The organism is Streptomyces sp. NPDC092296 (genome assembly GCF_044755465.1).
Taxonomy (GTDB): Bacteria; Actinomycetota; Actinomycetes; order Streptomycetales; family Streptomycetaceae; genus Peterkaempfera.
Genome location: NZ_JBIVRB010000011.1, coordinates 127,939 through 145,419 on the forward strand (window position 1 = coordinate 127,939; position 17,481 = coordinate 145,419).

Sequence of the window (17,481 nt, forward strand, 5' to 3'; positions counted from 1 at the left end):
CCTACGCTGGCGCCATGACGACTCAGGGCAGCATCCCCGCCCGGCCGGGCGACGGCAAGTACCTGCTGCTGACCACGTTCAAACGGGACGGCAGCGCGATCCCCACGCCGGTGTGGGTGGTCCGGGACGGCGAAGCGCTCGGGGTGTGGACGACGGCCGACTCCGGCAAGGTCAAGCGCATCCGCAACCGGGCGGACGTCCTGGTGGCCCCCTGCGACCTCCGGGGCAACCCCGGGGGCGCGGCGGTGCCCGGCAGCGCGGAGATCCTGGACCCGGCCGCCACCGAGCGCTACCGGGCGCTGCTGGCCCGCAAGTACGGCCTGGTGGGGCGGCTCACCCTGCTGGGCAGCCGGCTGCGCCGGGGCCGCGCCGGCACCGTGGGCGTCCGGATCACCCTGCGGGACCCGGCTCAGTCCGGCTGACGCTCCGCCAGCGCCCGCTGCACCACCTCGGCCAGGTGCAGCGCCCGGCGGCCGCCGCCCAGCTGGGCGATCTGGGTGCGGCAGCTGAAGCCGTCCGCCAGCACCAGCGTCTCCGGGGCGGCGGCGCGGATCTCCGGCAGCAGCACCCGCTCGGCGGCCGCCCGGGAGACCTCGTAGTGGCCGCGCTCGAAGCCGAAGTTCCCGGCCAGGCCGCAGCAGCCGGAGTCCAGCACCCGGTTGTCCAGCCCCAGGCGCGCGGTGACCCGCCGGTCGGCGTCGGTGCCCAGCGCGGCGTGCTGGTGGCAGTGCACCTGGGTGATCGCGCTGCCCGGCAGGGTCGGCAGCGCGGCGGCGTGCGCGTCCACCACCTCGGCGAAGGTGCGGACCCGGCCGGCCACCGCGCGGGCGGCGGCGCCGTCCCGGGGGTCGCGGCCGAGCAGGGCGGGCAGTTCGTCGCGGAGCGCGGTGGTGCAGCTGGGCTCCAGGCCGACGACGGGGATGTCCGGCGGCAGGGTGCGTACGGTGCGGCGCAGCACCCGGCGGGCGGTGCCGAGCTGCCCGGTGGAGATCCAGGTGAGGCCGCAGCAGACCGCCCGGTCGGGGAGTTCGACGGCGTAGCCGAGGTGTTCCAGCACCGCCACGGCGGCCCGCGCGACCTGCGGTTCCAGGTGTTCGGAGAAGGTGTCGGGCCAGAGCAGCAGCCGGGGCGCGCCGGGGTCGGCGGGGTGTGCGGCGCGGTGGCGGCGGAACCAGCGGCTGAAGGTCTCGGCGGGCAGGGCGGGCAGGTCCCGTTCGGGGGCGATGCCCGCGATCCGCTTGAGGGCCGCGGCCAGCGGCGGTGAGCGGCGTACCCGGTCGGCGGCGCCCGGGGCCAGGGCGGCGGCGCGCAGCCAGAGCGGCAGCCAGCCCATGGAGTAGTGCGCGGCGGGGCGCGGCCGGTGGCGGTAGTGGTGGTACAGGAACTCCGCCTTGTAGGTCGCCATGTCGACGTGGACCGGGCAGTCGCTTGCGCAGCCCTTGCAGGCCAGGCAGAGGTCCAGCGCCTCGCGTACCTCGGGTGAGCGCCAGCCGTCCGGGATGGCGTCGCCGCGCAGCATCTCGGCGAGCAGCCGGGCGCGGCCCCGGGTGGAGTGCCGCTCCTCGCCGGTCGCCATGTAGCTGGGGCACATCACGCCGGTGGTGGTGTCGACGCACTTGGCGACGCCGACGCAGCGGTGCACGGCCTTGGCGAGGCTGCCGTCGTCGTCCTGGTACGGGAAGACCAGCGGCAGCCGCCGCTCGGGCAGGCCGTCCAGCCGCAGGTCGCGGTCGAGCGGTCGGGGGTCGACCAGGTTGCCGGGGTTGAGCAGGTTCTCCGGGTCCCAGATCGCCTTGAAGCGGGCGAACAGCTCGATCAGCTGCGGCGGGTACATCCGGGGCAGCAGTTCGGCGCGGGCCTGGCCGTCGCCGTGCTCGCCGGAGAGCGAGCCGCCGTGCGCGACGACCAGGTCGGCGGCGTCCTCCAGGAAGCGGCGGAAGGCGGCCCGCCCGTCGGTCCGGGCGAGCGGGAAGTCGATCCGCAGATGGACGCAGCCCTCACCGAAGTGCCCGTACGGGACGCCCTTGAGGTGGTGCGCGGCCAGCAGGGCGCGCAGTTCGCGCAGATAGCCGCCGAGCCGCTGCGGCGGTACGGCGGAGTCCTCCCAGCCGGGCCAGGCTTCACCGCCGCCGGGCAGCCGGGTGACGATGCCCGCCCCGGCCTCGCGGACGCCCCACAGCTGCCGCTGCTCGCCGGGGTCGGTCACCACCGCTGCGGCGGCGCCGTCGCGGCGGACGGCGCCGGCCAGGGTGCGGGCGGCGTCCTCGGCGGCGGCCGGGGTGTCGCCGCCGACCTCCATGAAGAGCCAGCCCTGCCCGGCGGGCAGCCGGTCGAGCGCGGGCGGGCGGGGGCCGGCGGCGAGCAGCGCGGCGATCAGGTCGGCGCCCATGCCCTCCATGGTGAGCGGCCGGTGCGGGAGCAGCGCGGGCACCGCGTCGGCGGCGGCGGTCTCGTCGGGGTAGCCGGCCACCACCAGCGCGCGGGCGGCGGGTGCGGCGACCAGCCGTACGGTGGCGCCGAGCAGTACGGCGCAGGTGCCCTCGGTGCCGGTGAGGGCTCGGGCGAGGTCATGGCCGCGTTCGGGCAGCAGCGCGTCCAGGGCGTAGCCGGAGACGCGGCGGGGCAGTTCGGGGAAGCCCTGGCGGAGCAGCGCGAGGTGGTCGGCGGCCAGGTCCTGGAGGGCGCGGTGCAGTTCGCCGGCCCGGCCGGGCAGTCGGCGCAGCCGGGCGCGCTCCTCGGGTCCGGTCGGGCCGCCGACGGTGAGTTCGGTGCCGTCGGCCAGCAGCAGGTCCAGGGAGTCCACATTGTCGGCGGTGCGGCCCCAGGCGAGGGAGTGGGAGCCGCAGGAGTCGTTGCCGATCATGCCGCCGAGGGTGCAGCGGCTGTGGGTGGAGGGGTCGGGTCCGAAGGTGAGGCCGTGCGGGCGGGCGGCGGCGCGCAGGGTGTCCAGGACGGCGCCGGGCTGGACGCGGGCGGTGCGGCGGTCGGGGTCCAGCGCCGTGACGCGGTCCAGGTGGCGGCGGAAGTCGAGGACCACCGCGCCGGGGCCGATGGCCTGGCCGCCGATGCTGGTGCCGGCGCCCCGGGGCACCAGGGGCACGCCGTGTTCGCGGCAGAGGGCGACGGTCGCCCGGACGTCGTCCGGGTCGGCGGGTTTGACCACTCCGGCCGGGAGGTGGCGGTAGTTGGAGGCGTCGTGGCTGTAGACGGTGCGTTCGGCCGTGCCGAACCGCACCTCGCCGCTGATCGCGGCGGTGAGCGCCGCCGCGAGGTCGGGGTGCCGGTCGGGGGTGTGCCGGTCGGGGACGCGCCGGGCGGGGGTCGGGGGTCTGCTGGTCGCCACGGTGACTGCCTCCCCGCGCCGGGTGCCGGTCATGCCGGTCGGCCCCGGGCGGCGGTGTGCGCCGCCCGGGGCCGACCGGAGAGGTTTCCGTAAGGCTGGGCCCAGTAGCGCCGGGCCCAGTAGCGTCGGGCCCAGTAGCGTCGGGCTCGGTAGGACCGGGCTCGGTAGGACCGGGCTCAGTAGGGCTGGACGAGGTAGTGGTTGGCGCCCGGGATGCCGATCTTGAGGAGTTCGTCGTCCTCGGGCGTGGTGGGCTGGCCGGTCTCCTGGCGGAGCACGGCGCGGGAGAGGTTCTGCACCCACAGGGCGCGGGGCCGGCGGCGGGCCTCCCAGGCGGCGAGCGCCTCGGGGAGGGTGTCGGCCCGGTCCAGCTCCTGGGCGAGGACCAGCGCGTCCTCCACCGCCATGGCGCCGCCCTGGGCGAGGTGCGGGGTGGAGGCGTGGGCGGCGTCGCCCGCGATGACCACCCGGCCCCGGTGCCAGGGGGCGTCCACGGTGACCTGGGAGATCCGGGAGTAGACGACGCCCTCGGGGCCGGTGACGTGCTCCAGCGCGGCGGCGACCGGACCGCCGAAGCCGGTCAGCCGCTCCTTGAACTGCTCATGGGCCCGCTCCGGGTCGGGCCGGAAGTCCGGCGCCTCGGCGTTGACCGAGGCGATGTACATCAGGTCCTGGGAGATCGGGGTGAGCAGCGCCTTCCTGGCGTCGCGGGCGGTGCTCATCAGCACGCCCCGCACCTCGGGGGCGCGCGGGACGGTGACCCGCCAGTTGGCGAAGCCGGTGTACTCCGGCTCGTACGCGTCGCCGTACAGCCGGCGGCGCAGCGGCGAGCCGATGCCGTCGAAGCCGACGACCAGGTCCCAGCGGCCCTCGGTGCCGTCGGCCAGGGTGGCGTCCACGCCGTCGCCGTCGTCGGCCAGGTCGGTGATGGTGGTGCCGCGCCGGATGCGGGCGCCGGCCTTCTCGGCAGCCCGGGTGAGCACCTCGGCCAGGGCGGGGCGCGGGATGCCGTTGCAGGCCGGGGCGCCGTCCATCCGGGGGTGCGGGATGGTGGCGAGCACGTCGCCGTCGGGGGAGCAGACGGTGAGCGCGTCGCTCTCGAAGCCGACGGCCAGGCAGTCCTCCAGGGCGCCGATCTCCCGCATGACGTGCAGGGCGTTGGAGGGCTGGATGATGCCGACGCCGAGTGCCCCGTCACCCTCGCGCAGCTCGACGACGTCCACCTCCGCACCCCGGCTGCCGAGGGCGGCGGCGAGGGCGAGCCCGCCGATACCTCCGCCGTGGACGAGGACGCGCTCTGCAAGGGCCATGGGTGTACTTCCTCCGGTGTGTGTGGTGCGGGGTTCGGGGTGGCGCGCCGGTCAGCCGACCGGCTCGGGGACCTCGGTCCGCAGGGTCATCAGGTGGTCGACCAGGGCGAGCAGCAGGTCGCGGGCGTCGGAGCGCTGCCGTACGTCGGCCATCAGCAGCGGCACCCCGGGGTCGAGGTCGAGGGCCTCGCGGATCTCGGCCACGCTGCGGTCGCGTACGCCGTGGAAGCAGTTGACGCCGACGACGAAGGGGATGCCCCGGCTCTCGAAGAAGTCGATCGACGCGAAGCTGCTCTCCAGTCGTCTGGTGTCGGCCAGGACGACCGCGCCGAGCGCGCCGTTGACCAGGTCGTTCCACATGAACCAGAAGCGTTCCTGGCCGGGCGTGCCGAACAGGTACACCACCAGGTCGTGGCTGATCGTGATGCGGCCGAAGTCGAGCGCGACCGTGGTGGTGGACTTGCCGCCCACCCCTTCGAGGCTGTCGACCCCGACGCTGGCCCGGGTCATCACCTCTTCGGTGCGCAGCGGCGCCACCTCGCTGACCGCGCCCACCATGGTGGTCTTGCCGACGCCGAATCCGCCCGCGATCAGTACCTTGACCGCCGCGGGTGCACCGCCGGCGACCGCTCCGTTGTCAGAGTCTGCGGAGCCCATCCCTCACCGCCCGAAGAATCGTTATGTCCACGCCGCCCTGGGCTATCGCCAGCGGCGGTCGGGCCGTCACCCGGCCCTGTGCGACCAGGTCGCCGATCAGGATCTTCGTCACCGAGACCGGAAGGTCCAGTTCGGCTGCGACCTCCGCCACTGCTGCGGGCCGCCGGCACTGCTCGATGATCGTCCGGTGCTCGGGCTGGAGTGCCCGAGCAGCGCCCACCGGCACGATGTCCGGGTCCAGGGTGGTGATCACCGTGATCAGTGTCAGGTCGTCCCGCTCGGACGCGGTGCGTCCGCGAGTGATCGTGTACGGCCTGACGAGCGACTCGTCGCCGTCATCGGCCTCTAGGTCGTCCGTCCAGTGGTTCACCCACGTCCACCTCCATCGGCGGCGCCGATCTCGCTCCGCACCTCGGTACCAAGCTTCTGGCCGACCTGCTGGATCAGGGTGTGCATGGCGACCGCCATCACCTCGGCGTCGACGTCCTGGGACGCGATCACCGCGAGGTGGCTGCCCCGGCCGGCGCTGGTGATGAACAGCCAGAGGTCGGACATCTCCACGATGACCTGGTGCACCGGCCCGCCGCCGAACAGGTCGCCGACGCCTCTGGCGAGGCTCTGCTGCCCGGTGGCCACCGCGGCCAGCCGTTCGGCGTCGAAACGTTCGATGGAGCGGGACTGGCTGATCACCAGGCCGTCGTCGGACAGCACGACCGCGTGCCGGCTGCCTGCAACCTGGTCGATCAGGCCGTCCAGCAGCCAGTCCAGGTCGTGGTCGGTGGCGGTGGTTCTCGTGGTCATCCTCGGTCTTCCGTCGTGGGCCGCTTGCCTTCCGGCGTGGTTGTGCCGGTCGCGTTCTGGTCGTCGGGCCCGGTGAGTCGGGCGATGCGGGACTGCCGCTGGAAGGCGCCGATGGCGGAGCCGATGCGGGCGGGTTCCGGGCGCGGGGACCGAGTGTCCCGGGGGTCGGCCGACCGGCGGGCGGCCGGCGGCTCCTTCAGCTCGTCCACCAGGCTGGCCTGGCGCACCCGCTTGGGCAGCGGCCGGGTGTTGGCGGCGGGGGTGGGCTGGTTCTCGAACCCGCCGGGGGTCACCTCGGACATCGCCCGGCCCCGGGCGCGGGCCGGCAGGCCGGGGACCTGCTGCTCCGGGGCGCCGGTCCTGGGCGGCGCGATGGTCTCCCCGGTCCGGCGGGTGAAGGCGTCGAGCGTGGTGCTCACCAGTCGGCTGAGGTCCTCGCGGTCGCCGTGGCCGCGGCCGTTGCTGTACGGGTCGCCGCCGTCGTACGGGTCCGGCTGCCAGGACAGCGTGGTGTCCGCCCCGTCGGTGGCCGGGCCGTGCGTGGCCACCAGGTCGTCGGCCAAATCATCGGCCAGGTCATCGGCCAGGTCGTCGAAGTCCGCGAACTCCGGGGTGACGAAGTCCGCCTCGTCCGGCTCCGGGCGCGGTACGGCGGCCAGGTGGCGCCCCTCGTCGTCGCGCTCGGGCGCGGCGTCGGGGTTCTGCGCGACCAGGTCGGCCGGGATGAGCACGATGACCCGGGTGCCGCCGAACGCGGACGCCCGGAACTCCACCTTGACATCCAGGCTGGCGGCCAGCCGGGCCACCACGTACAGGCCGAGCCGGGCGTCGTCGGCCCGGGTCATGACGTCCATCCGGGGCGGGTCGGCCATCATGGCGTTGGCGGCGTCGTACTGCGCCTCGTCCATGCCCAGGCCGCGGTCCTCGATCTCGACCGCGATGCCGCGTCCGACCAGTCCGGCGCGCACCTCGACGGGGGTGGGCGGCTTGGAGAACGTCACGGCGTTCTCCATCACCTCGGCGAGCACGTGCACGATCGGGCCGACCGCGCGCTCGGCCACCCAGGGGCGGCCCTCGACCTCGATCTGCACCCGGCGGTAGTCCTGCACCTCGCCCTGTGCGGCGCGCAGCACGTCCAGCAGCCGGACGGGCTTGCGCCAGCGGCGCTGCGGCTGGCCGCCGCCGAGGATCACCAGGTTCTCCTCGTAGCGGCGCAGCCGGGCGGTGAGGTGGTCGAGGTCGAAGAGACCCTCCAGCACCTCGGGGTCCTCGTGCTTGCGCTCCATCTCGTTGAGCTTCTTGAGCTGGAGGCCGATCAGCAGCTGGGTGCGGCGGGCGATGCGCTGGAGCAGCCGCTCGAAGCCCCGGTGCTGCTCCGCCTGGCGGACGGCGGTCTCCATGGCGGTGCGGCTGGCCTGCTGGAGGGCGTCCTCCAGCTGGGCCAGTTCGTCGGTGCTCCGGCGGCCGGCCCGGCTGTCCTCGCCGAGGTCGACGACCTCGCCCGCGGCGAGCCGGTCGACCATCGCGGGCAGCCTGGTCTGCACGTCGAGGGCTTCGTCGCGCAGCGAGAAGACCCGCTTGCGCAGGGTGCCGGTGAGCCGCCAGCTGATCAGCACCACCAGCAGCACGCCGACCAGGCCGACGACACTGGTGGTGACCAGGCGGACCAGCAGGCTGTGCACGGTGGTGTCGCCCAGCGCGCTGACGTTCATGGTGCGGGTCTGGAGCAGCTGCTGGAACTGCGGGTCGATCTGCGCGACGCTCTGCTGCCACTGGGTGCGGATGCCGCCCGGCAGCGTCACCTCGTTGCCGTCCGTGCCGCCCTTGCTGCCGGCGCGCACCAGCGAGTCCTCGACCGCGTTCTTGCCCTGCCAGGCGGTGCTCTCGATGAGCGTGGTGTACAGCTTCAGCTCGTCGGGCGCCAGGTAGGGCGCGACCTTGCTCTCCAGCGCGAACTTCTGGGCGCCGATCCAGCCGGTGAGCTGGAGGTGGTCCTGGACGCTCAGGGTGCGGCCGGACCAGGCGCGGGCCAGCATCGCGTCCTCGCGGGCGAGCATCTCCTTGGCCCAGAAGGTGTCCACCAGGGCGCGGGACACATAGCCGACCTGGCCGTTGTCGGCGTCGCTGAGCGCGTTGAACAGCCGCAGGTCGGTCTCGACCAGGTTGGTGTAGTACGCGAAGATCTGCTGCTGGGTGGTGCTGCGGTGGTCCACGCTGTCGCGGTACACCCGCAGCTGGCCCAGTTCCTTGCGTGCCTTGGCGAGGGCGTCGCGCAGTTCGCGGGGTGCGTCGCCGGACTCGATGTCGGAGAGCGACTGGAAGGCCCCGACGGCCTGGTCGGTGCGCTGCCGCTGGGCGGCGAGCGCCTCCCTGGCCTCCTTGGACTCCTTGGGGCCGGCCAGCGCGTCCGCGCTGAGCCGGCGCTCCGCCTGGAGGTTGAAGTACACCAGGTTGGACGGGAATCCGGCCCGGTAGGCGAGGGTGTTCTGCGCCTTCTGGGTACGCCAGTCCGCGTACAGCCGTACCGAGCTCACCGACCAGAGGGCGACCACGGCGATGCTGGGGACCAGGGCCAGTATCAGCAGGACCATCTTGAGCGAGCCGAGCCGCGAGGGGCCCGACTTCTTCTTCCGGGCATGCCGATCCGACGCACGCCTACGCTGTGCCATGTCTCCCCTGCGCGGTCATGTTGACAGGGACCGTCCTGATGGACGGCCAGATGACATGGCGATATTAGTCATACAAGATGTCGACGGCGAAACATTCGTCTGAGACGCCAGAGTCCGCTATTCGGACGGAAGTTGATCACCCCTCACCGCGAGCGACAGCCCGAACCGCTCCTCCGGGTCCGTCCACCAGTGCGCCAGCGCCAGCCCGGCGGCGGCCAGTTCGGCCGCCACACCCCGGCGGCGGAACTTCGCCGACATCTCGGTCCGCAGCTCCTCCCCCGCCTCGAACGAGACGACCAGATCCAGCGCGCGGATCTTCACGCTCTGCTCCGCACGGGAGCGCAACCGCATCTCGATCCACTCCGACTCCGCGTTCCAGCAGGCCACATGGTCGAAGGCGGCCAGGTCGAAGTCGGCGTCCAACTCCCGGTTGAGCACGCTCAGCACATTCTTGTCGAACGCCGCCGTGACCCCGGCGGCGTCGTCGTACGCGGCCACCAGCACCGCCGGGTCCTTCACCAGGTCGGTACCGAGCAGCAGCGCGTCGCCCGGCTCCAGCTGCGCCCGCAGCGCGGCCAGGAAACCGGCCCGCTCGGCGGGCAGCAGATTGCCGAGGGTGCCGCCGAGGAAGGCGACCAGGCGCGGCCCCTCCGAGGGCGGCAGATCCAGCGTCGCGGTGAAGTCGGAGACCACCGCGTGCACCTCAAGGCCCGGGTACTCGGCGGTGAGCGCCCGCCCGGCGTCCAGCAGCGCGCTGTCGCTGACGTCCACCGGGAGGTAGCTGCGCAGCGTGCCCAGGTCGCCCAGCGCGTCCAGCAGCAGCCGGGTCTTCTCCGAGGAGCCGGAGCCCAGCTCGACCAGCGTCCGGGCACCGGTGGCGGCGGCGATCTCGGCGGCGCGGGCGGTGAGGATCGCCCGCTCGGCCCGGGTCGGGTAGTACTCGGGCAGCCGGGTGATCTCCTCGAACAGCTCACTGCCCCGCGCGTCGTAGAACCATTTGGGGGGCAGCCACTTGGGTTCGGAGGTGAGCCCGTGGCGCACATCGTGCCGCAGCGCGGCGCTGACGTGGTCGGCGGGCAGCTGGCGGGTCAGGTCGAAGGCGGTGGCCATGGCGGAACGTCCTCTCACACGGGGGGAACGGGGGTGCCGTCGGCGTGCGTCGCGCACGCCCGTCAGTCGGGCGGTCCCGCCAGCGGGCGGACGGTGACCGCGTCGGCGGTGGCGAGCAGCAGCGAGCCGTCCGGGACCGGCGTCCAGCCGGGCCGGTCGTCCCCCGGCTCCGAGGCGACCAGCACGCAGCGCCCCGGCTCCAGACGGTGGAACAGGGTGTCCCCCCAGGTGGTGGCGGCGATCACATCGCCATCGGTGAGCAGCAGGTTCAGCCGGGCCTCGCCGCACTCCGCGACCTGGCGCACGGTGTCGGCCAGCGCCTGCCCCGGCCCGGCGCCGTCCCGCAGCCGCCGCAGCACCAGCGCCCAGACCAGCGCCGAGTCGCAGCGCGCCTCCAGCGCCAGCAGGTCGGCGGGCGGCAGGCCCGCCGCGAGGCCGGCGAACGCCGCCGGCCAGCCCGGCAGCGCCCCGTTGTGGCTGAACAGCCAGCGGTCGGCGGCGTACGGGGCGGCCGCCGCCTCGCCGGGCGCGCAGCCGTCGGTGGCGGAGCGTACGGCGGCCAGCAGCGCCCGGGTGCGCACCACCCGGGCCAGGTCGGTGAAGGAGGCGTCGGCCCACATCGGCCCGGAGCGGCGGTAGCGGGCGGGCACCGGATCGCCGTCCGCGTACCAGCCGACGCCGAAGCCGTCCGCGTTGACGGTGCCGTACTTCTGGAGCCGGGGCGCCCAGGCCTGCTGGTGCAGCCCGTACGGCGGGTCGGTGACCAGCTCCCGCACGGCGCACGGGGGGCCCACATAGGCCAGGTGGCGGCACATCAGGCACCGCCGGGGTGGCGCGGCTCGGCGTCGCGGGCGGTGCGGAAGCCGGCGAAGATCTGCCGCCGCACCGGGTGGTCCCAGTTGCGGAAGGTGCCCCGGCAGGCGATCGGCGCCACCCCGAAGGAGCCGCCGCGCAGCACCTTGTAGCGGTCGCCGAAGAACACCTCGGAGTACTCCCGGTACGGCCAGGCGCTGAAGCCGGGGTAGGGCCGGAAGTCGCTGGCGGTCCACTCCCAGACGTCGCCCATCAGCTGCCGCACCCCCTGCGGGGAGGCACCCGCCGGGTAGCTGCCCGCCGGGGCCGGGCGCAGATGCCGCTGGCCGAGGTTGGCGTGGGCGGGCGTCGGGTCGGCGTCGCCCCACGGGTAGCGGCGGGAGCGGCCGGTGGCCGGGTCGTGGCGGGCGGCCTTCTCCCACTCGGCCTCGGTGGGCAGCCGCCGCCCGGCCCAGCGGGCGTAGGCGTCGGCCTCGTACCAGCTGACGTGCAGCACCGGTTCGTCGTCCGGCACCGGCTCGGTGCTGCCGAAGCGGCGGCGCAGCCACCCGGTGCCCTCCCGGCTCCAGAACAGCGGCGCCTCCAGACCGGCCCGCCGCCGGTGCTCCCAGCCCTCCGGCGTCCACCACCGGGGGTCCTGGTAGCCGCCGTCGGTGATGAACCGCTGGTACGCGCCGTTGGTGACCGGGGTGGTGTCCAGCAGGAAGCCGGGGACGTGCACCTGGTGGGCGGGCCGCTCGTTGTCCAGTGCCCAGGGCTCGCCGCTGGTGCCCATGGTGAACGGGCCGCCGGGCACCAGCACCTCGGCCGGCAGCGCGGCGGCGTCGGCGGGCGCGGGCGGCGGGGGCGGGTCGGCCAGCACCGGGGGGCCCTGGCGGAGCTGATGGGTGATCAACATGGTCTCGTCATGCTGCTGCTCGTGCTGGGCGATCATGCCGAAGACGAAGCCGCCGCGCAGCAGCGGGGGGCCGTCCAGCGCGGTGGTCTCCAGCAGGTCCAGCACCCGGCCGCGCACCTCGTGGGCGTAGCCGCGCGCCTCGGCGGGCGGCAGCAGCGGCAGGCTGGGGCGCTCGGAGCGGGGGTGTTCGAAGGCGTCGTACAGCGGGTCGATCTCGGGGTGCATCGGGTCGCGGCCGCCGACGCCGCGCAGCAGCCACAGCTCCTCCTGGTTGCCGATGTGGGCCAGGTCCCAGACCAGCGGCGACATCAGCGGGGAGTGCTGGGCGGTGAGGTCGCGGTCGTCCACCGAGCCGGTGAGGACGGCGGTGCGCTCGCGGGCGGCCAGCAGTTCGGCGGCGATCCGCTCGCGGAGCGGGGCCGGCGAGGTGGGCGCGGGGGACGCGGGCTCGGGCTGGGCGGACGGCTCGGGCTGGGCGGACGGCTCGGTGTTCAGCACGGTGCGGCCTCCTGCGTGGTGAGGTCGGGCCCGGCGTCCGGCCGGCCGCGGCCGGCCAGGGCGTCCAGCTGGTCGTCCGCCGGGCAGCGACCGGCGGCGGGGTAGCGCTCCGCGAAGGAGGCGACCGCGCGGCGCAGCGACTCGGGCGCGCCGAGCCGGGGCAGCGCCGCGTCGGCGGCGGCGAAGCAGGCCACCGCCGCGGCGCGCAGCGCGGGGTCGGCCACGGCGTGGGTGGAGGCCCGCTGCCAGAGCGGGCCGCGCGGCGCGGGGTGCTCCGGGTCGGGTCCGGCCAGCGGCTCCAGCGCGGCGAACGCCTGGTCGGCCGCGCGGGCGTCGTCCAGCAGCGCGGTGACCAGGGCGGTGGGGATCAGCCAGCCGTCGCCCGGCTGGGCGTCGATCATCCGCAGTTCCAGGTGCCCCTGCGGGCGCACCGGCGGGAAGAGGGTGCTGAGGTGGTAGTCGAGGTCTTCCAGGGTGGCCGGGCGCTCTCCGGCGCCGCGCAGCCAGTCGCGGAAGGTCAGTCCGGACGGGGCCGTCCAGGGCCGGCCGGGGGGCCGGCGTACGCAGAGCAGTTCGGCGTCCAGCGCGTGCCGGGCCCAGTCCTGCCGGGGGTCGGGGCCCTGCGGGGCGGGGGCGAGGGTGTGGCTGGCCTCCATCCGCTCCCAGACGGCCTGCCGGGTGGAGCGGCGGCCGGTGGGGCGGCCGTCCAGCAGCGGGGAGTTGGCGAACGCCGCGACCAGCACCGGTCCGAGCAGGTGCACCAGCCGCCAGCGCTCCCGGAAGCCGAGCGGCCCGGGTGCTTCGGTGCCCGCGTCCAGGCAGACCTGCACCGAGGCGCTGGCGCACATCATGATCTTGCCCCAGGGGCCGCCCCGGGCGAAGAACTCCTCCATCGCCGCATAGCGCGGGCGGCGCACCACCACCTCGCGGGGCCGGGGGTGGGGGTCGGTGCCGGAGCCGGTCAGCCGCAGACCGTGGGCGGCGAAGGCGGTGCGCAGGGCGCCGAGGTCGCGCAGCGTGGTGTCGGCGCAGTCGGCGAGGGAGTCGGCGGGCGGGGAGCTGAGCTCGACCTGCCCACCCGGTTCGCGGGTGACGCGGGAGCCTGCGGGGAGGGTGGCGTCCGGCCGGAGTCCGAGGGACTCGACGGCGGCGTCGACGCGGGCGGGGTCCACGGGCGCTGCCGCGTCCCGTACGTCCTGGACCAGCCATTCCAGCTCCACGCCCACCCGCCGGGGAGGTCCGATCTTGAAACAGATCCCGGCCACGTGGTCCTGGGCCCGCGACTCGGTCAGCGGGGTGACGGTGGGTGGTGCCTGCGGTTGTCCGGTGTCGGCGGCTATCGGGGGGCGTACGGGTTTCACACGGCTCACCATCCCTCGGTCTCGCGGCCCGGGGCTCCCTGCCCAGTCTGCACCGATGCATGCCCGAGCGGCGGTTAACCGCCCCCGTCCGGGTGCCGGTCCGCTGGCGGGCGCGGTTCGGAAGGGCGGCCTCCGCATAGGCCCGCGCGGGACAGGCGGTCCAGCGCCATGATCAGCCGGGGGCGGGGCAGCGCGTAGTTCAGCCGCAGGAAGCCGCGCCCGGCGGCGCCGAATCCGATGCCGTCCTGGAGATCGAGCCCGCAGCGTTCCAGCAGCAGCCGGCGGGCGCCCTCGGCGGGCAGGCCCAGCGCCACCGCGTCCAGCCAGAGCAGGTACGACGCCTGCGGCGGCGAGGGTACGGCGGCCGGGGCGAGCCACCGCAGGGCGGTCAGCGCCAGGTCGCGGCTGCCCGCCAGCCGGGCCAGCAGGCCGTCCAGCCAGGGGCCGCCGCTCTCCAGCGCGGCGTTCTGCGCCACCCGGGTGAGCAGGCCGCCCTCCCACAGGCCGTAGCCGGCCATCACCTCGGTCAGCCGGGCCCGCAGCCCGGGGTCGGGGACCAGTACGAAGGCGCTGGGCAGGCCGGTGGTGTTGAACGTCTTGCCGGTCGAGTGCAGGGTGACGGTGGCCCGCGCCAGCTCGCCCGCCGCCTCCACCGCCACCGGGTGCCGCCGGGGCGCGTCCGGGTGGACCAGGTCGGCGTGCACCTCGTCCGAGAGCAGCACCCCGCCCGCCCCGGCCGCCGTCTCGGCCAGCGCCCGGATCTCGGCGCGCCGCCACACCCGGCCGCTGGGGTTGTGCGGGCTGCTCAGCAGTACGGCGGTGAGCGGCCGGGCGGCCCGGCGGGCGAACTCCGCCACCGGCAGCCGGTAGCCGTCCGGCTCCAGGGCGAGCGGCACCTCCTCGTACGGCACCCCGGCGGCCCGGCAGGTCGGCGCGAAGCCGCCGTACTCCGGGGTGGGCAGCAGCACCGGGCCCGGCGGGCGGTCGGCGGCCGCGAGCAGGGTCTCCAGCAGCAGTCGGACGGCGGTGCGCGGGCCGAACGGCAGCAGCAGCACCCAGTCCGGGTCGACCGCCACCCCGTGCCGGGCCAGGTACCAGGCGGCGACCAGCTCGCGGTCGCGCGGGTCGGGCACCGTGTAGCCCAGCGCGGGGTGCGCCACGCGGGCGGCCAGCGCGGCGCCGACGGCGGGCGGTCCCGGCAGGTCCATGTCGGCCAGCCCCAGCGGTATCCGGTCGGGGTCGGCCTCGGCACCGGCGCTCGCCCACTTGCTGCTGCCGGTGCCGGACCGGTCGAAGGGCCGGTCGAAGGCACCGTCACAGGCTTCGTCGAAGGCTTCGTCGAAGGCACCGTCGACGGCGGACTGCGGCTCGGCGGACTGCGGCTCGGCGGACTGCGGCTCAGCGGGCGGCGGCTCGGCGGGCGGCGTGGAGTTCGGCGGCGGGCTCACCCCTGGGGGCTACCCCTGGGCGTCGTGGGCCACGCCCGGCCGCAGGACGGTGGTCGAGCGGAACTCGGCGCCGGGGCGGAGCACCGTGGAGGGGTACTCCGGGTGGTTGGGCGAGTCCGGGTGGTGCTGGGTCTCCAGGGCGATGCCGGCGAACGGCCCGTACGCGGTCCCGCCGAGGCCGGTGACCTCGCCGTCGAACTTGTTGGCCGTGTACACCTGGATGCCCGGCTCGGTGGTCAGCACCTCCAGGGTGCGGCCGCTCACCGGCTCGCGCAGCAGCGCGGCGCGGGACGGGGTGCCGTCGGCCGGGCGGGGGCGCAGCACCCAGTTGTGGTCGTAGCCGCCGGTGGCGCGCAGCTGCGGGTGGTCGTCGCGGATGCGCTCTCCGACCCGCCGGGCCGTGCCGAAGTCGAACGGGGTGCCCGCCACCGGCTCGTACGGGCCGACCGGCACCATCCGCTCGTCCACGGGGGTGAAGTGGTCGGCGTCCAAGGTGAGTTCGTGGTCCAGGATGTCGCCGGTGCCCTCCCCGGCCAGGTTGAGGTAGGCGTGGTTGGTCAGATTGACCACGGTGGGCCGGTCGGTGACGGCCCGGTAGTCGATGCGCAGCGTGCCGTCGGCGGCCAGCGCGTAGGTGACGGCCACGTCCAGCGCCCCGGGGAAGCCCTGGTCGCCGTCCGGGCTGTGCAGGGTGAACCGTACGGCGGCTCCGGCCGTGTCATCGTCCACCTCGGCCTGCCAGACCCGTGCGGCGAAGCCGCCGGGGCCGCCGTGCAGGGTGACGCCGTGTCCGGTGGGGGCCAGCTGGTGTTCGGTGCCGTCCAGTTCGAACCGGCTGCCGGCCACCCGGTTGGCGTACCGGCCGACGGTGGCGCCGAAGTACGCGGCGGGGCCGAGCAGCGCGGCCGGATCGGCGGTGGCCAGCACGACATTGCGGCGCTCGCCGTGCCGGTCGGGCAGCTCCAGGGTGTGCAGGGCGGCGCCCAGGGTGAGGATCGAGGCGATGACAGCGTTGTCGGCCTGGCCGGCCTGGAGGGTCCACCGGTCGACGGGGGTGCCGTCGGGCAGCACGGCGAAGGGCTCGCGGCGCACTCCGGGGGTGTCGGCCCGGTCCGGGTGCCGCCGCTGCGGTACCGCCGTCATGGTGTGCTCCTCCACTGCTCCGCGCCGTCCTGGCGTGTTGCTCTCCGGGGGGTCCTGTTTCCGACCGGGGGACAGCCTAGGCCAGGTGACCAGCCAGGACGCGAGGACCCCACTCGGAGGACCAGACGCAGCCGACCAGTGAGGCAACCCCCAGGGGCGCGCGGAAGCCCACCACAGAGGTCTGACGGCCACTCGTACAGTCCCCCGTACCTTCCCGGGGGTTGTGCATGGTCACTGTCTGCGTGAAGGTTTCTGCCGGGCACCGGGCTGCCCGCGCGGCTCCCCGCGCCCCCTGAGGAGCCGCACGGTCACTGCCTGCGGGAAGGCTTCTGCCGGGCACCGGGCTGCCCGCGCAGTTCCTCGCGCCCCTGGGGCAGTGCATGGTTTCCGACTGCGGGGAAGCTCTGCCACGGCGGGTGGTTGCTCGGGGCCGGGGGCGGCAGCTGGACGGGGGGCGGCTTCCTGGCCCGGTGGGCGGGGTGTCGGTTACCGTCTTCCCCACCGGCACCCGACCCCCAGGAGCTTCGCCGTGCATGTCGAGATCGCCGATCCCACCCGACTCCAGCTGGGCGAGGGCTCCTTCTGGGACAGCGCCACCGGGCGGCTGTACTGGATCGGCATCGAGGACCGGCGGGTGCTGTGGCTGGAGCCCGCCACCGGCCGGGTCTCCTCGCTGGAGCTGGACACCATGCCGGGCACCCTGGTCCCGTACCGGGGCACGGAGGTGCTGGTCGCCACCGAGCGCGGCTTCGAGCTGCTGGAGACCGCGACCGGCGCCCTGCGGACCGTCACCGCCGTCGAGGCGGACCGGCCGGGCCGCCGGATGAACGACGGCAAGTGCGACCCGTACGGGCGGGTGCTGGCCGGGACGATGACGACCGGTGAGCCCAAGGAGCTGGGCCCGCTCTACCGGCTGGAGCCCACCGACGGCGGCGCCCCGCGCGCCGTGCCGGTGCTCGACGGGCTGAACACCCCCAACGGGCTGGTCTGGCCGGAGCCGGACCGCCTCTGGTACATCGACTCCCCCACCCGGCGGATCGACCTCTACGCCTATCCCGAGCACGGACCGGTCGGCCCGCTGATCCGCTCCATCGACACCTCCGACCTGCCGGGCGACCCGGACGGGATGACCCTGGACGCGGAGGGCAACCTCTGGGTGGCCTTCTGGGGCGGTTCGGCGGTGCGCTGCTTCGGCCAGGACGGCACCCTGCTGGAGACGGTGGAGCTGCCCGTCCTCCAGGTCACCAGCGTCGCCTTCGGCGGCCCCGACCTGGGCACCCTCTACATCACCAGCGCCGCCACCGGCCTGGACCCGGCCGACACCGCCCCGCACGGCGCGCTGCTGCGCTGCGACGGCCTCACCACCGGCCGCCCCGGCGTGCCCTGGGCCGGCCCGACCGCCTGACCGCCCGCCCCGACCCACCGGGTCC

General features: G+C 75.0%; 14 protein-coding genes. 2 read left to right on the forward strand and 12 right to left on the reverse strand.

Features of this window, described 5'->3' with window-relative positions; all coding sequences use genetic code 11:
- Positions 1-14: 14 nt before the first annotated feature.
- On the forward strand, positions 15-422 hold the full coding sequence (locus tag ACIQGZ_RS22145; protein WP_402604291.1) for a PPOX class F420-dependent oxidoreductase: 408 nt from the start codon (positions 15-17) through the stop codon (positions 420-422).
- Here ACIQGZ_RS22145 and ACIQGZ_RS22150 read toward each other — a convergent pair.
- The 12 genes from ACIQGZ_RS22150 to ACIQGZ_RS22205 all read right to left on the reverse strand — a co-directional run bounded on the left by ACIQGZ_RS22150 (position 410) and on the right by ACIQGZ_RS22205 (position 16,051).
- Positions 410-3,376 (reverse strand): FAD-binding and (Fe-S)-binding domain-containing protein, encoded by a 2,967-nt coding sequence (locus tag ACIQGZ_RS22150; protein WP_402604294.1) that lies wholly within the window; start codon positions 3,374-3,376, stop codon positions 410-412. The two genes, ACIQGZ_RS22145 and ACIQGZ_RS22150, sit on opposite strands and share 13 nt — an antisense overlap.
- Positions 3,377-3,519: 143 nt before the next feature.
- Entirely contained in the window at positions 3,520-4,653 is a 1,134-nt protein-coding gene (locus tag ACIQGZ_RS22155; protein ID WP_402604296.1) for an FAD-dependent monooxygenase, read from the reverse strand.
- 51 nt (positions 4,654-4,704) lie between these two features.
- Entirely contained in the window at positions 4,705-5,310 is a 606-nt protein-coding gene (locus ACIQGZ_RS22160; protein ID WP_402604298.1) for a GTP-binding protein, read from the reverse strand.
- A complete protein-coding gene (locus ACIQGZ_RS22165) occupies positions 5,291-5,680 on the reverse strand; it encodes a DUF742 domain-containing protein (RefSeq protein WP_402604299.1) in 390 nt (129 codons plus the stop codon). The genes ACIQGZ_RS22160 and ACIQGZ_RS22165 overlap by 20 nt, the downstream gene beginning before the upstream one ends.
- Complete coding sequence (locus ACIQGZ_RS22170) at positions 5,677-6,111, reverse strand: roadblock/LC7 domain-containing protein (RefSeq protein WP_402604301.1); 435 nt, start codon at positions 6,109-6,111, stop codon at positions 5,677-5,679. The genes ACIQGZ_RS22165 and ACIQGZ_RS22170 overlap by 4 nt, the downstream gene beginning before the upstream one ends.
- On the reverse strand, positions 6,108-8,780 hold the full coding sequence (locus ACIQGZ_RS22175) for a nitrate- and nitrite sensing domain-containing protein (protein ID WP_402604303.1): 2,673 nt from the start codon (positions 8,778-8,780) through the stop codon (positions 6,108-6,110). The genes ACIQGZ_RS22170 and ACIQGZ_RS22175 overlap by 4 nt, the downstream gene beginning before the upstream one ends.
- Positions 8,781-8,897: 117 nt before the next feature.
- Complete coding sequence (gene egtD, locus ACIQGZ_RS22180; protein ID WP_402604305.1) at positions 8,898-9,890, reverse strand: L-histidine N(alpha)-methyltransferase; 993 nt, start codon at positions 9,888-9,890, stop codon at positions 8,898-8,900.
- A 62-nt stretch (positions 9,891-9,952) separates the two neighbouring features.
- Positions 9,953-10,705 (reverse strand): ergothioneine biosynthesis protein EgtC, encoded by a 753-nt coding sequence (egtC, locus tag ACIQGZ_RS22185; RefSeq protein ID WP_402604307.1) that lies wholly within the window; start codon positions 10,703-10,705, stop codon positions 9,953-9,955.
- Positions 10,705-12,096, reverse strand: a complete 1,392-nt coding sequence (gene egtB, locus ACIQGZ_RS22190; RefSeq protein ID WP_402604444.1) for an ergothioneine biosynthesis protein EgtB — start codon at positions 12,094-12,096, stop codon at positions 10,705-10,707. The genes egtC and egtB overlap by 1 nt, the downstream gene beginning before the upstream one ends.
- Positions 12,093-13,460: an ergothioneine biosynthesis glutamate--cysteine ligase EgtA gene (egtA, locus tag ACIQGZ_RS22195; protein WP_402604309.1), complete on the reverse strand. Its 1,368-nt coding sequence runs from the start codon at positions 13,458-13,460 to the stop codon at positions 12,093-12,095. The genes egtB and egtA overlap by 4 nt, the downstream gene beginning before the upstream one ends.
- A 74-nt stretch (positions 13,461-13,534) precedes the next feature.
- On the reverse strand, positions 13,535-14,908 hold the full coding sequence (locus ACIQGZ_RS22200) for a MalY/PatB family protein (protein ID WP_402604312.1): 1,374 nt from the start codon (positions 14,906-14,908) through the stop codon (positions 13,535-13,537).
- A 9-nt stretch (positions 14,909-14,917) separates the two neighbouring features.
- Positions 14,918-16,051, reverse strand: a complete 1,134-nt coding sequence (locus ACIQGZ_RS22205) for an aldose epimerase family protein (protein WP_402604314.1) — start codon at positions 16,049-16,051, stop codon at positions 14,918-14,920.
- 529 nt (positions 16,052-16,580) lie between these two features.
- Here ACIQGZ_RS22205 and ACIQGZ_RS22210 point away from each other — a divergent pair.
- Positions 16,581-17,456: an SMP-30/gluconolactonase/LRE family protein gene (locus ACIQGZ_RS22210; RefSeq protein WP_402604316.1), complete on the forward strand. Its 876-nt coding sequence runs from the start codon at positions 16,581-16,583 to the stop codon at positions 17,454-17,456.
- The last annotated feature ends 25 nt before the right edge of the window (positions 17,457-17,481 follow it).

What these genes read in the sequence shown, in the direction of transcription:
- ACIQGZ_RS22145 (WP_402604291.1), top strand. Translation starts at nt 15, where the DNA reads ATGACGACTCAGGGCAGCATCCCCGCCCGGCCGGGCGACGGCAAGTAC.
- ACIQGZ_RS22150 (WP_402604294.1), bottom strand. Translation starts at nt 3,376, where the DNA reads ATGACCGGCACCCGGCGCGGGGAGGCAGTCACCGTGGCGACCAGCAGA.
- ACIQGZ_RS22155 (WP_402604296.1), bottom strand. Translation starts at nt 4,653, where the DNA reads ATGGCCCTTGCAGAGCGCGTCCTCGTCCACGGCGGAGGTATCGGCGGG.
- ACIQGZ_RS22160 (WP_402604298.1), bottom strand. Translation starts at nt 5,310, where the DNA reads ATGGGCTCCGCAGACTCTGACAACGGAGCGGTCGCCGGCGGTGCACCC.
- ACIQGZ_RS22170 (WP_402604301.1), bottom strand. Translation starts at nt 6,111, where the DNA reads ATGACCACGAGAACCACCGCCACCGACCACGACCTGGACTGGCTGCTG.
- ACIQGZ_RS22175 (WP_402604303.1), bottom strand. Translation starts at nt 8,780, where the DNA reads ATGGCACAGCGTAGGCGTGCGTCGGATCGGCATGCCCGGAAGAAGAAG.
- egtD (WP_402604305.1), bottom strand. Translation starts at nt 9,890, where the DNA reads ATGGCCACCGCCTTCGACCTGACCCGCCAGCTGCCCGCCGACCACGTC.
- egtC (WP_402604307.1), bottom strand. Translation starts at nt 10,705, where the DNA reads ATGTGCCGCCACCTGGCCTATGTGGGCCCCCCGTGCGCCGTGCGGGAG.
- ACIQGZ_RS22205 (WP_402604314.1), bottom strand. Translation starts at nt 16,051, where the DNA reads ATGACGGCGGTACCGCAGCGGCGGCACCCGGACCGGGCCGACACCCCC.